We start from the raw sequence: 13607 nt of genomic DNA on the forward strand, positions 1-13607 counted from the left end.
GCTGGAATTAGAAGCGGTAGTGCGAGAAAGCTTTGTTAGCTTCAGCCATACGGTGCACGTCTTCACGCTTCTTAACAGCAGCACCTTTACCTTCAGCAGCGTCCAACAGTTCGCCAGCCAAACGCAGAGCCATAGACTTCTCGCCGCGCTTACGGGCGAAGTCTACCAACCAGCGCATTGCCAGAGCGTTACGACGGGACGGGCGAACTTCAACCGGAACCTGGTAAGTAGCACCGCCTACACGGCGCGACTTTACTTCGACCAGCGGAGCGATGGCGTCGAGAGCTTTCTCGAAGATTTCCAGGGGGTCGCTGTTCTTGCGTTCTTTAACCTTTTCCAGCGCGCCATAAACGATACGCTCGGCAACGGCTTTCTTGCCGCTTTCCATCACGTGGTTCATGAACTTGGCCAGAATTTGGCTTCCGTATTTTGGATCGTCAAGCACTTCGCGCTTGGCTGCTACGCGTCTTCTTGGCATGGATAAGCCCTCAAACGGTCTTCAGGTTCGCTCGGAATCGGTCCCCTTTCGGGACGCCTCCGACCTTACTCTTATCGACTCAGAAAAATAGAAAATCAGTTTTTACAAAAAGCCACTACTACTTAGGCTTCTTGGTACCGTACTTCGAACGACCCTGGTTACGACCTTTAACGCCGGAAGTATCCAAAGAACCGCGAACGGTGTGGTAACGAACACCTGGCAAGTCTTTTACACGACCGCCGCGGATCAGTACCACGCTGTGCTCTTGCAGGTTGTGGCCTTCACCGCCGATGTACGAGGAAACCTCGAAACCGTTGGTCAGGCGCACACGGCATACTTTACGCAGTGCCGAGTTAGGTTTTTTCGGCGTGGTGGTATACACACGGGTGCATACGCCACGACGTTGCGGGCAGTTCTGCAGCGCAGGTACGTCGGATTTCTCGACGATACGCTTACGCGGCTGACGTACCAGCTGGTTGATAGTTGCCATCTACTAGCTCCACTGTTGTCTTGCGACGCTATTGTCTTGCAAGAAAAGCAAAATGGCAGGAACGAATTCCCGCCAAATTTAGGGGTACAAGAGTCTAAAGAGGATCTTGTCCCCAGTCAAGGCAAGGCCCCGATCTCCCCGCTCATCCAATCTCGACAAATTGTCTCGATTCGACGAACGGAGTGACCGGGGCCCCACGCTCATTTACCGCAGAACTCAGTTACCGCTCGAGTTCAGTGCTTCGGTCAGTGCAGCTTCCACTTCACTGGCGCTTACGCGCAACGGCTTGTCAGCATCACGACGGCGCTTGCGCTCGCTGTGATAGGCCAGGCCGGTACCCGCCGGGATCAGACGACCCACGACCACGTTTTCTTTCAGGCCGCGCAGGTAATCGCGTTTGCCGGTTACCGCCGCTTCGGTCAGTACACGAGTGGTTTCCTGGAAGGAAGCCGCCGAGATGAACGATTCGGTGGACAACGACGCCTTGGTGATACCCAACAGCACGCGAGTGAACTTGGAAACGAATTTCTCGTCGCCAGCCAGACGCTCGTTCTCTACCAGAACGTGAGTCAACTCCATCTGGTCGCCCTTGATGAAAGTCGAGTCGCCGGATTCAGCGATTTCAACTTTACGCAGCATCTGACGCAGGATGGTCTCGATGTGCTTGTCGTTGATCTTCACGCCTTGCAGACGATAAACGTCCTGGATCTCGTTCACGATGTACTTGGCCAGCGCACTCACACCCAGCAGACGCAGGATGTCGTGTGGATCGCTCGGGCCGTCGGAGATAACTTCGCCGCGGTTTACCTGTTCGCCTTCGAAGACGTTCAGGTGACGCCACTTCGGAATCAGCTCTTCGTACGGATCGGTACCGTCGTTCGGAGTGATCACCAGACGGCGCTTGCCCTTGGTCTCTTTACCGAACGCGATGGTGCCGCTGACTTCAGCCAGAATCGAGGCTTCTTTCGGACGACGTGCTTCGAACAAGTCGGCAACACGTGGCAGACCACCGGTGATGTCACGGGTCTTCGAAGTCTCTTGCGGGATACGAGCGATAACATCACCGATCGCAATCTTCGCACCATCCGCAACACCGACCAGGGCGTTGGCTGGCAGGAAGTACTGAGCGATAACGTCAGTGCCTGGCAGCAACAGATCCTTGCCGTTGTCATCAACCATCTTCACAGCAGGACGGATATCTTTACCGGCAGCTGGACGGTCTTTGGCGTCGAGTACTTCAATGTTGGTCATACCGGTCAATTCGTCAGTCTGACGCTTGATCGTGATGCCTTCTTCCATGCCCACGTAGGTCACGGTACCTTTCATTTCGGTAACGATTGGGTGAGTGTGCGGATCCCACTTGGCCACGATTGCGCCAGCGTCGACCTTGTCACCTTCTTTAACCGAAATCACAGCACCGTACGGCAGCTTGTAACGCTCGCGCTCACGACCGAAGTCATCAGCGATTGCCAGCTCACCGGAACGGGACACAGCAACCAGGCAGCCATCCACTCGCTCAACGTGCTTCAGGTTGTGCAGACGGACGGTACCGCCATTCTTCACCTGAACACTGTCAGCTGCGGAGGTCCGGCTTGCCGCACCACCGATGTGGAACGTACGCATGGTCAGCTGGGTACCCGGCTCACCGATGGACTGGGCAGCGATAACGCCGACCGCTTCACCGATGTTCACCTGGTGACCACGAGCCAGGTCACGGCCGTAGCACTTGGCGCAAATGCCATAGCGAGTTTCGCAACTGATCGGCGAACGCACGATCACTTCATCGATGCTGTTCAGCTCGATGAACTCAACCCACTTCTCGTCTACCAATGTGCCGGCAGGAACGATAATTTCTTCAGTACCTGGCTTGAACACGTCACGGGCAATGACACGACCCAATACGCGCTCACCCAGTGGCTCGACAACGTCACCGCCTTCAATGTGCGGAGTCATTACCAGGCCATGCTCGGTGCCGCAATCGATCTCGGTCACAACCAGATCCTGCGCCACGTCTACCAGACGACGAGTCAGGTAACCGGAGTTCGCAGTTTTCAACGCGGTATCCGCCAAACCTTTACGAGCACCGTGAGTAGAGATGAAGTACTGAAGTACGCTCAAACCTTCACGGAAGTTCGCGGTAATCGGCGTTTCGATGATGGAACCGTCCGGCTTGGCCATCAGGCCACGCATACCGGCGAGCTGACGGATCTGCGCAGCAGAACCCCGTGCGCCCGAGTCGGCCATCATGTACATCGAGTTGAAAGACTCCTGGTCGACTTCGACGCCATGACGGTCGATGACTTTCTCTTTCGAGAGGTTGGCCATCATCGCCTTGGAAACTTCGTCGTTCGCCTTGGACCAAAGGTCGATCACTTTGTTGTACTTCTCGCCCTGGGTTACCAGGCCGGAGGCGTACTGACTTTCGATCTCTTTCACTTCATCAGTAGCAGCATTGATGATGCGGGCTTTTTCATCCGGGATAACGAAGTCGTTAACACCGATGGAAACGCCGGAAATGGTCGAATAGGCAAAGCCGGTGTACATCAACTGGTCAGCGAAGATCACGGTCTCTTTCAAACCAACCACGCGGTAGCACTGGTTGATCAGCTTGGAGATCGCCTTTTTCTTCATCGGCTGGTTGACGACGTCGTACGACAGACCAGGTGGAACAACCTGGAACAACAGCGCACGGCCGACAGTGGTGTCGACGATACGGGTGTTCTTGACGCTGCCACCATCACGATCGTTTACGGTTTCGTTGATCCGCACTTTGACCTTGGCGTGCAGTGCGGCTTCGCCGGCACGGAACACACGGTCAACTTCTTGCAGATCCGCGAACACACGACCTTCGCCCTTGGCGTTGATCGCTTCACGCGTCATGTAGTACAGACCCAATACAACGTCCTGCGACGGAACGATGATTGGCTCACCGTTGGCTGGCGACAGAATGTTGTTGGTCGACATCATCAACGCACGCGCTTCCAGCTGGGCTTCCAGCGTCAGCGGTACGTGCACGGCCATTTGGTCGCCGTCGAAGTCGGCGTTGTACGCAGCACAGACCAGAGGGTGCAGCTGGATAGCTTTACCTTCGATCAGTACCGGTTCAAACGCCTGGATACCCAGACGGTGAAGGGTCGGTGCACGGTTGAGCAGAACCGGGTGTTCGCGAATGACTTCAGCGAGAACGTCCCAAACTTCCGGCAGCTCGCGCTCGACCATCTTCTTGGCAGCTTTGATGGTGGTCGCAAGACCGCGCATTTCCAGCTTGCCGAAAATGAACGGCTTGAACAGCTCGAGAGCCATTTTCTTTGGCAGACCGCACTGGTGCAGACGCAGGGTCGGACCTACGGTAATTACCGAACGACCCGAGTAGTCAACACGCTTACCGAGCAAGTTCTGACGGAAACGACCCTGCTTACCCTTGATCATGTCAGCCAGGGATTTCAGAGGACGCTTGTTCGAACCGGTGATAGCGCGGCCACGACGACCGTTGTCGAGCAGTGCATCGACGGCTTCCTGCAACATACGCTTTTCGTTGCGCACGATGATGTCCGGAGCGGACAGATCAAGCAGGCGCTTCAAGCGGTTGTTACGGTTGATCACTCGACGATACAGATCGTTGAGGTCGGAAGTCGCGAAACGACCACCATCCAGCGGGACCAGTGGACGCAGATCTGGCGGCAGAACCGGCAGAACGGTCAGCACCATCCATTCAGGAAGGTTGCCGGAACCCTGGAAGGCTTCCATCAACTTCAGACGCTTGGACAGCTTCTTGATTTTGGTTTCGGAGTTGGTTTGCGGAATTTCTTCACGCAGACGGCCAATCTCGTGCTCCAGATCGATAGCGTGCAGCAGTTCACGGACAGCTTCGGCACCCATACGGGCATCGAAATCGTCGCCGAACTCTTCCAGCGCTTCGAAGTACTGCTCGTCGTTCAGCAGCTGACCTTTTTCAAGGGTGGTCATGCCTGGATCGATAACGACATAGCTCTCGAAGTAGAGAACGCGCTCGATATCACGCAGGGTCATGTCCATCAGCAAGCCGATACGGGACGGCAGCGATTTCAGGAACCAGATGTGGGCAACTGGCGAGGCCAGCTCGATGTGCGCCATGCGCTCACGACGAACTTTAGCCAGCGCGACTTCAACGCCGCACTTCTCGCAGATCACACCACGGTGCTTCAAGCGCTTGTACTTACCGCACAGGCACTCGTAGTCCTTTACCGGGCCAAAGATCTTGGCGCAGAACAGGCCGTCACGCTCAGGTTTGAACGTACGGTAGTTGATGGTTTCCGGCTTTTTAACTTCACCGAACGACCACGAACGGATCATCTCAGGCGATGCCAATCCAATACGGATGGCGTCGAACTCTTCGACTTGACCCTGGTTTTTCAGCAAATTCAGTAGGTCTTTCAAGGCCTTTCCTCCTGGCGGAGCAGAGAGCGGGCAATCCTGCCCCGCTCTCGATTCGCGTCACGTGTTATTCGGTTTCCAGATCGATATCGATGCCGAGGGAACGAATTTCCTTGATCAACACGTTGAAGGACTCGGGCATGCCCGGCTCCATACGGTGATCGCCGTCCACGATGTTTTTGTACATCTTGGTCCGGCCGTTCACATCGTCCGACTTCACTGTGAGCATTTCTTGCAGAGTGTATGCAGCACCGTATGCTTCCAGTGCCCAGACCTCCATCTCCCCGAAACGCTGACCACCGAACTGTGCCTTACCACCCAGCGGCTGCTGGGTAACCAGGCTGTACGAACCGGTAGAACGAGCGTGCATCTTGTCGTCTACCAAGTGGTTCAGCTTCAGCATGTACATGTAGCCAACAGTAACCGGGCGCTCGAACTTGTTGCCGGTACGGCCGTCGGTCAGCTGCATCTGGCCGCTTTCTGGCAGGTCTGCCAGTTTCAGCATGGCCTTGATTTCGCTTTCCTTGGCGCCGTCGAACACTGGAGTGGCCATTGGAACACCGCCACGCAGGTTCTTCGCCAGATCCAGGATTTCCTGGTCGGAGAAGCTATCCAGATCTTCGTTACGACCGCCGATCTGGTTGTAGATCTCGTCGAGGAAGGTGCGAAGTTCAGCAACTTTACGCTGCTCTTCGATCATCCGGTTGATCTTCTCGCCCAGACCTTTGGCCGCGAGGCCCAGGTGGGTTTCAAGGATCTGACCAACGTTCATACGCGAAGGTACGCCCAACGGGTTGAGGACAACGTCGACCGGGGTGCCATTGGCATCGTGCGGCATGTCTTCAACCGGCATGATCACGGAGACCACACCTTTGTTACCGTGACGACCGGCCATCTTGTCGCCCGGCTGGATGCGGCGGCGGATTGCCAGGTAAACCTTGACGATTTTCAGCACGCCTGGAGCCAGGTCATCGCCCTGCTGCAGTTTGCGCTTCTTGTCTTCGAACTTGTCGTCCAGCAGACGGCGGCGATCAACGATATAGGCCTGAGCCTTCTCGAGCTGCTCGTTCAGAGCATCTTCAGCCATGCGCAGTTTGAACCACTGACCATGCTCAAGACCGTCGAGAACTTCGTCGGTGATTTCCTGACCTTTCTTCAGGCCGGCGCCGCCTTCGGCTTTGTGACCGACCAGAGCGGAACGCAGGCGTTCGAAAGTGGCACCCTCAACGATACGGAACTCTTCGTTCAGATCCTTGCGGATCTCGTCGAGTTGAGTCTTCTCGATGGACAGTGCACGAGCATCACGCTCAACGCCGTCACGGGTGAAGACCTGTACGTCGATGACAGTACCTTTGGTGCCGGTAGGCACGCGCAGGGAGGTGTCTTTAACGTCGCTGGCTTTTTCACCGAAGATGGCACGCAGCAGTTTTTCTTCCGGAGTCAGCTGGGTCTCGCCTTTCGGAGTGACCTTGCCCACCAGGATGTCGCCTGCGCCAACTTCAGCACCTACGTAAACGATACCGGCTTCGTCCAGCTTGTTCAGTGCAGCTTCACCCACGTTCGGGATGTCTGCAGTGATTTCCTCTGGCCCAAGCTTGGTGTCACGCGCCACACAGGTCAGTTCCTGAATGTGGATCGTGGTAAAGCGATCTTCTTGAACAACTCGTTCCGACAGGCAGATGGAGTCTTCGAAGTTGTAACCGTTCCAGGCCATGAACGCGATGCGCATGTTCTGACCCAGCGCCAGCTCACCCATATCGGTGGACGGACCGTCAGCCATGATGTCGCTACGCTGGACCCGATCACCTTTACGCACCAGCGGACGCTGGTTGATGCAGGTGTTCTGGTTGGAGCGGGTGTATTTGGTCAGGTTGTAGATGTCGACACCGGCTTCACCGGTTTCAACTTCATCATCAGCAACACGAACCACGATACGGCTGGCATCAACGGAGTCGATCACGCCGCCACGACGAGCCACGACGCAAACGCCGGAGTCACGGGCTACGTTACGCTCCATGCCGGTACCGACCAGCGGCTTGTCAGCGCGCAGGGTGGGTACAGCTTGACGCTGCATGTTCGAACCCATCAACGCACGGTTGGCGTCATCGTGCTCGAGGAACGGGATCAGCGACGCTGCAACCGAAACTACCTGCTTCGGCGATACGTCCATCAAGGTGACGTCTTCCGGCGCCTTGACGGTGAACTCGTTCAAGTGACGAACGGCTACCAGCTCGTCGATCAGCATTTTCTTGTCGTTCATCGTGGCCGAAGCCTGAGCGATCACGTGATCAGCTTCTTCGATGGCGGACAGGAACACGATCTCGTCGGTGACCAGAGCGTCTTTCACCACACGGTACGGGCTTTCGAGGAAGCCGTACTGGTTGGTGCGCGCATAAGCGGCCAGGGAGTTGATCAGGCCGATGTTCGGACCTTCCGGCGTTTCAATCGGGCATACACGACCGTAGTGAGTCGGGTGTACGTCACGAACTTCAAAGCCAGCACGCTCACGAGTCAAACCGCCAGGGCCGAGTGCAGATACACGACGCTTGTGGGTGATCTCGGACAGCGGGTTGTTCTGGTCCATGAACTGGGACAGCTGGCTGGAACCGAAGAACTCTTTCACCGCCGCAGCCACTGGCTTGGCGTTGATCAGGTCTTGCGGCATCAGGCCTTCGCTTTCAGCCATCGACAGACGCTCTTTGACCGCACGCTCAACACGTACCAGGCCAACGCGGAACTGGTTCTCGGCCATCTCGCCTACACAGCGAACACGACGGTTACCCAGGTGGTCGATGTCATCGACGATGCCTTTACCGTTACGGATGTCGACCAGAGTCTTCAGAACCGCGACGATGTCTTCTTTGCACAACACGCCCGAACCTTCGATCTCGGTACGACCGATACGACGGTTGAACTTCATCCGGCCGACCGCAGACAGGTCATAGCGCTCAGGGCTGAAGAACAGGTTGTTGAACAGAGTCTCGGCAGCGTCTTTGGTTGGCGGCTCGCCTGGACGCATCATGCGATAGATCTCGACCAGCGCTTCCAATTGGTTGCTGGTGGAGTCGATCTTCAGAGTGTCGGAGACGAACGGACCGCAGTCGATATCGTTGGTGTACAGAGTTTCGATGCGAACAACCTGAGACTTGGCGATTTTTGCCAGGATCTCGGTGTTCAGCTCGGTGTTGCACTCTGCCAGGATTTCGCCGGTTGCCGGATGCACGATGACCTTGGCTGTAGTGCGACCCAGGACGTAGTCCAGAGGCACTTGCAGCTCTTTGATCCCTGCCTTTTCCAGCTGGTTGATGTGGCGAGCAGTGATACGACGACCTTGCTCGACAATAACCTTGCCTTTGTCATCCAGGATATCCAGGACAGCAATTTCACCACGCAGGCGCTGAGGCACCAGTTCCAGGCTGAGGTTTTCACCCTGCACGTGGAAGACGTTGGTGGTGTAGAACGCGTCCAGCACTTCTTCAGTGGTATAGCCGAGCGCACGCAGCAATACGGATGCAGGCAGCTTGCGACGACGGTCGATACGCACGAACACGCAGTCTTTCGGATCGAACTCGAAGTCCAACCACGAACCGCGGTAAGGAATGATGCGCGCGGAGTACAGCAGTTTACCGGAGCTGTGCGTCTTGCCACGGTCGTGGTCGAAGAACACGCCCGGGGAACGGTGCAGCTGGGAAACGATTACACGCTCGGTACCGTTGATTACGAAGGTACCGTTCTCAGTCATCAGGGGGATTTCACCCATGTAGACTTCTTGCTCTTTGATGTCCTTGATCGCTTTGTTCGACGATTCTTTGTCGAAAATGATCAGGCGCACTTTTACCCGCAACGGTACGGCGTAAGTTACACCGCGCAATACGCATTCTTTGACATCAAATGCCGGTTCGCCCAGGCGATAACCGACGTACTCCAGCGCAGCATTGCCGGAGTAGCTGATGATCGGGAAAACGGATTTGAAGGCCGCATGCAGGCCCACGTCGCGGAACTGATCTTTAGTCGCTCCCGCTTGCAAGAATTCACGATACGAATCCAGCTGGATGGCCAGGAGGTACGGCACATCCATGACGTCCGGCAACTTGCTAAAGTCCTTGCGGATACGTTTTTTCTCAGTATATGAGTAAGCCATCAGCGTTCCCCAGCTTGGTCACCTGCTTGTTTGGCCCCTCCCGACGGGAGCAGCCAGAAAATCGTGCAAACCCCATGGTTTGCGCCACCGCATCGGGTGGTTACCGCTCGTTATCAGCACCGACCCAGTCGGCTGCCAATAACGGAAAAAGGCCGGTGGCAAGAGCCACCAGCCATCAGCCTTTCGCTTAACGCTCGGGCTGGAGACGCAAAGTCGATGCTTACTTCAGCTCGACTTTAGCGCCTGCTTCTTCCAGAGTGGCCTTGGCTTTGTCAGCTGCGTCTTTCGAAACAGCTTCCAGAACCATGCCAGGAGCGCCGTCAACTACAGCCTTGGCTTCTTTCAAGCCCAGACCGGTCAGCTCACGTACTGCCTTGATCACGTTAACTTTCTTCTCGCCAGCTTCCAGCAGCATGACGTTGAATTCAGTTTGTTCTTCAACAACAGCAGCGACAGCAGCTGGACCAGCGGAAGCAGCGGCAGCAGAAACGCCGAACTTCTCTTCCATGGCCTTGATCAGCTCAACGATTTCCAGAACGGATTTTTCGCCGATTGCTTCGATGATTTGGTCGTTAGTCAGAGACATGACTATAAATTCCTGTATTGGGGTGACAGCCTACGCGGCCATCGAAATAAACAATAAACGCTGAAAGGAGTCGCTCAGCCTTAGGCTGCGGCAGCTTCTTTCTGGTCGCGAAGGGCCGCCAGAGTACGAGCCAATTTGCTGGTTGCGCCTTGAATCACGCTCATCAGCTGAGAAATTGCTTCGTCACGGGTCGGCAGACTTGCCAGTACGTCGATCTGATTAGCTGCGAGGAACTTGCCCTCGAACGCAGCTGCCTTGATCTCGAACTTATCCTGACCTTTTGCGAACTCTTTGAAGATACGGGCAGCAGCGCCCGGATGTTCTTTGGAGAATGCAATCAAGGTCGGGCCAGTGAACACGTCGTTGAGCACGTCATATTGAGTGCCAGCAACGGCGCGCTTGAGCAGGGTGTTACGTACAACGCGTACGTAAACGCCAGCTTCACGAGCCTCTTTACGGAGTCCGGTCATAGCGCCTACTGTCACACCGCGGGCATCAGCCACAACAGCGGACAGGGCAACTTGGGCAGCCTCGTTGACTTCAGCGACGATGGCCTTCTTGTCTTCGAGTTTAATTGCCACGGGTTTAACTCCTGCTTGTTACCGTTTCATCCAACCGGAGCCGGATGTCGTTTTGGTGTCTGATTCGGTAAGGAACCGGGAGCACCATCTGCGTAGGCTTGAGGTTTAAGACTTGCGTCGCCTACGGTCTTGGATAGCCCCCGCCAGGCAGGGACCCCAATCTTTCAATTGGCGCGATCACTCGCACCAATCTTTGTCTTACGCGTCGAGCGAGCCTTGGTCGATGACCAGACCTGGACCCATGGTGGTGCTCAGGGTAACGCGCTTGACGTAAATACCTTTCGAGGAAGCTGGCTTGATACGCTTCAGATCAGCGATCAGGGCTTCAACGTTTTCCTTCAGCTTGACAGCGTCGAAGCCGACCTTGCCAACGGAAGTGTGGATAATGCCGTTTTTGTCGGTGCGATAACGAACCTGACCAGCCTTGGCGTTTTTAACCGCGGTAGCTACGTCTGGAGTTACGGTGCCGACTTTAGGGTTAGGCATCAGGCCACGTGGGCCGAGAATCTGACCCAACTGACCTACAACGCGCATGGCATCCGGGGATGCGATAACTACGTCATAGTTCAGGTCGCCGCCTTTCATTTCGGCAGCCAGATCATCCATACCTACACGGTCAGCGCCGGCAGCCAGAGCGGCCTCGGCAGCTGGACCCTGGGTGAACACAGCAACGCGAACAGTCTTGCCAGTGCCGTGTGGCAGCACAGTAGCGCTACGAACAACCTGGTCGGATTTACGCGGGTCAACACCCAGGTTTACAGCAACGTCAAACGACTCGCTGAACTTGACAGTCGACAGCTCAGCCAGCAGAGCAGCAGCGTCTACAAAGTTGTAGGACTTGCCTGCTTCGATTTTGCCGGCGATAGCCTTTTGACGCTTGGTCAACTTAGCCATTACACACCCTCCACGTTAAGGCCCATGCTACGAGCAGAACCGGCGATAGTACGCACGGCCGCGTCCATATCAGCTGCAGTCAGATCCGCGTTTTTGGTTTTCGCGATTTCTTCCAGCTGAGCACGGGTAACGGTGCCAACCTTAACGGTGTTCGGACGAGCGGAACCGCTAGTCAGACCAGCAGCTTTCTTCAGCAGAACCGAAGCAGGTGTGGATTTGGTTTCGAAAGTGAAGCTACGGTCGCTATAGACAGTGATGATCACTGGAGTCGGCAGACCAGCTTCAAGACCCTGAGTACGGGCGTTGAAAGCCTTGCAGAATTCCATGATGTTCACGCCGTGCTGACCCAGAGCAGGACCAACAGGTGGGCTTGGGTTAGCCTGAGCGGCCTTCACTTGCAGCTTGATGTAAGCGGTAATCTTCTTGGCCATGAGGCACTCCAATTACGGGTTCAAACGCCTCGAAAGGCTCCCCGGTTACTTGCGCGTTTATCCCAGTGACGACAAAACCCCACAGCCTAAGCTGCGGGGTTGGGATGCTTGTTCGGCTAGACCTTTTCGACCTGGCTGAACTCTAACTCTACCGGAGTAGAGCGACCGAAAATGAGCACTGCCACTTGGATCCGGCTCTTTTCGTAGTTAACTTCTTCAACCGTACCGGTAAAATCGGCAAACGGCCCATCGTTGACACGAACCGACTCACCTGGCTCGAAGAGAGTCTTCGGCTTCGGCTTGTCGCTACCGTCAGCGACGCGACGCAGAATCGCTTCCGCTTCTTTGTCTGTGATCGGTGCAGGCTTATCAGCTGTACCGCCGATAAAGCCCATCACCCGAGGTGTATCCTTGACCAAGTGCCAAGTACCCTCGTTCATGTCCATCTGAACCAGCACATAACCTGGGAAGAACTTGCGCTCGCTTTTGCGTTTCTGGCCATTACGCATTTCAACCACTTCTTCAGTGGGAACCAGAATTTCGCCGAAGCCATCTTCCATGCCAGCCAGCTTTACGCGCTCTACCAACGAGCGCATGACATGCTTCTCGTAACCGGAGTAAGCATGCACAACGTACCAACGCTTAGCCACGGGACACCCTTAGCCGACAATCAAGGAAACAAGCCAGCCGAGCAGGGAATCAAGCCCCCACAACAGCAACGCCATAACCAGAACAACAGCCACAACAATCAACGTGGTCTGCGTGGTTTCTTGGCGAGTTGGCCATACGACTTTACGAATTTCGGTACGAGCTTCCTTAACCAGGACCGCGAAAGACTTGCCCTTGGCGGTCTGCAGGCCGACAAAGGCAGCTACAGCAGCAAGCGCAAGCAAAGCGAGTACACGGTACAGGATCGGCGAAGCAGAATAATACTGATTGCCAACAACGCCCACGACCACCAAAGCGACGACAGCGAGCCACTTGACCAGATCGAAACGAGAGCTTTGAGCTTCAGCCTTAGGAGTCATCTATGAAGATCCTGTGAAAAGAAAGCCAGACACATTAAGTGAATCTGGCAGGTCAGGAGGGAATCGAACCCCCAACCTACGGTTTTGGAGACCGTCGCTCTGCCAATTGAGCTACTGACCTAAAACAAAATCAGGCCGACCATTATGCCGATCTGAAAAAGACTTTACAACAACCAACCCCTGAAGACTTGAAAGCACCTGATTTACATCAGACACCACGCAATCAAGCCGAGGCAGCTGTTAAAACAAAGGCAGATATTTTCATATCTGCCTTGTTATATGGAGCTCTTGAGCGGATTTGAACCGCTGACCTCACCCTTACCAAGGGTGTGCTCTACCAACTGAGCTACAAGAGCGAAACACTGTGCAGGACCTGCAAACTTGGAGCGGGTAGCGGGAATCGAACCCGCATCATCAGCTTGGAAGGCTGAGGTTCTACCACTAAACTATACCCGCGAGCTTGCAGCTCTCGCTAAAAATGGTGGAGGGGGAAGGATTCGAACCTTCGAAGTCGTAGACGTCAGATTTACAGTCTGATCCCTTTGGCCGCTCGGGAACCCCTCCT

10 protein-coding genes and 4 tRNA genes are annotated in these 13607 nt (G+C 55.3%); all 14 read right to left on the bottom strand.

Features of this window, described 5'->3' with window-relative positions; translation table 11 throughout:
- Positions 1-7: 7 nt before the first annotated feature.
- The 14 genes from rpsG to POF45_RS12835 all read right to left on the bottom strand — a co-directional run bounded on the left by rpsG (position 8) and on the right by POF45_RS12835 (position 13606).
- On the bottom strand, positions 8-478 hold the full coding sequence (rpsG, locus tag POF45_RS12770; RefSeq protein ID WP_002555493.1) for a 30S ribosomal protein S7: 471 nt from the start codon (positions 476-478) through the stop codon (positions 8-10).
- Between the two features lie 118 nt (positions 479-596).
- The gene (gene rpsL, locus POF45_RS12775; RefSeq protein ID WP_002555494.1) at positions 597-968 is read right to left on the bottom strand and encodes a 30S ribosomal protein S12; all 372 of its coding nucleotides are present in this window, start codon (positions 966-968) and stop codon (positions 597-599) included.
- Between the two features lie 216 nt (positions 969-1184).
- On the bottom strand, positions 1185-5384 hold the full coding sequence (rpoC, locus tag POF45_RS12780) for a DNA-directed RNA polymerase subunit beta' (RefSeq protein ID WP_008145492.1): 4200 nt from the start codon (positions 5382-5384) through the stop codon (positions 1185-1187).
- Between the two features lie 64 nt (positions 5385-5448).
- A complete protein-coding gene (rpoB, locus tag POF45_RS12785; protein WP_259496988.1) occupies positions 5449-9522 on the bottom strand; it encodes a DNA-directed RNA polymerase subunit beta in 4074 nt (1357 codons plus the stop codon).
- 220 nt (positions 9523-9742) lie between these two features.
- On the bottom strand, positions 9743-10108 hold the full coding sequence (gene rplL, locus POF45_RS12790) for a 50S ribosomal protein L7/L12 (RefSeq protein ID WP_010467258.1): 366 nt from the start codon (positions 10106-10108) through the stop codon (positions 9743-9745).
- A gap of 80 nt (positions 10109-10188) precedes the next feature.
- On the bottom strand, positions 10189-10689 hold the full coding sequence (gene rplJ, locus POF45_RS12795) for a 50S ribosomal protein L10 (RefSeq protein WP_259496991.1): 501 nt from the start codon (positions 10687-10689) through the stop codon (positions 10189-10191).
- Between the two features lie 198 nt (positions 10690-10887).
- On the bottom strand, positions 10888-11583 hold the full coding sequence (rplA, locus tag POF45_RS12800; RefSeq protein WP_007896626.1) for a 50S ribosomal protein L1: 696 nt from the start codon (positions 11581-11583) through the stop codon (positions 10888-10890).
- Positions 11583-12014 (bottom strand): 50S ribosomal protein L11, encoded by a 432-nt coding sequence (gene rplK / locus POF45_RS12805; protein ID WP_003228756.1) that lies wholly within the window; start codon positions 12012-12014, stop codon positions 11583-11585. Before rplK ends, rplA begins: the two co-directional genes overlap by 1 nt.
- A gap of 116 nt (positions 12015-12130) precedes the next feature.
- Positions 12131-12664 carry a transcription termination/antitermination protein NusG gene (nusG, locus tag POF45_RS12810; protein WP_007896622.1) on the bottom strand — a complete coding sequence of 178 codons (534 nt, stop codon included), beginning with the start codon at positions 12662-12664 and terminating at the stop codon, positions 12131-12133.
- A 9-nt stretch (positions 12665-12673) separates the two neighbouring features.
- Positions 12674-13042 carry a preprotein translocase subunit SecE gene (gene secE, locus POF45_RS12815; RefSeq protein ID WP_003194658.1) on the bottom strand — a complete coding sequence of 123 codons (369 nt, stop codon included), beginning with the start codon at positions 13040-13042 and terminating at the stop codon, positions 12674-12676.
- A gap of 45 nt (positions 13043-13087) precedes the next feature.
- Positions 13088-13163: transfer RNA gene (locus tag POF45_RS12820), tRNA-Trp, on the bottom strand.
- 159 nt (positions 13164-13322) lie between these two features.
- Positions 13323-13398 (bottom strand) — tRNA-Thr (locus POF45_RS12825).
- A gap of 26 nt (positions 13399-13424) precedes the next feature.
- A tRNA-Gly gene (locus POF45_RS12830) sits at positions 13425-13498 on the bottom strand.
- 23 nt (positions 13499-13521) lie between these two features.
- Positions 13522-13606 (bottom strand) — tRNA-Tyr (locus tag POF45_RS12835).
- Between the last annotated feature and the right edge of the window lies 1 nt (position 13607).

This window comes from Pseudomonas fungipugnans (assembly GCF_029955235.1).
Classification (GTDB): Bacteria; Pseudomonadota; Gammaproteobacteria; order Pseudomonadales; family Pseudomonadaceae; genus Aquipseudomonas; species Aquipseudomonas fungipugnans.

Bases quoted from the DNA above. Each gene is read 5' to 3' on its own strand.
- rpsG (WP_002555493.1), bottom strand. From the start codon at position 478: ATGCCAAGAAGACGCGTAGCAGCCAAGCGCGAAGTGCTTGACGATCCA.
- rpsL (WP_002555494.1), bottom strand. From the start codon at position 968: ATGGCAACTATCAACCAGCTGGTACGTCAGCCGCGTAAGCGTATCGTC.
- rpoB (WP_259496988.1), bottom strand. From the start codon at position 9,522: ATGGCTTACTCATATACTGAGAAAAAACGTATCCGCAAGGACTTTAGC.
- rplL (WP_010467258.1), bottom strand. From the start codon at position 10,108: ATGTCTCTGACTAACGACCAAATCATCGAAGCAATCGGCGAAAAATCC.
- rplA (WP_007896626.1), bottom strand. From the start codon at position 11,583: ATGGCTAAGTTGACCAAGCGTCAAAAGGCTATCGCCGGCAAAATCGAA.
- rplK (WP_003228756.1), bottom strand. From the start codon at position 12,014: ATGGCCAAGAAGATTACCGCTTACATCAAGCTGCAAGTGAAGGCCGCT.
- secE (WP_003194658.1), bottom strand. From the start codon at position 13,042: ATGACTCCTAAGGCTGAAGCTCAAAGCTCTCGTTTCGATCTGGTCAAG.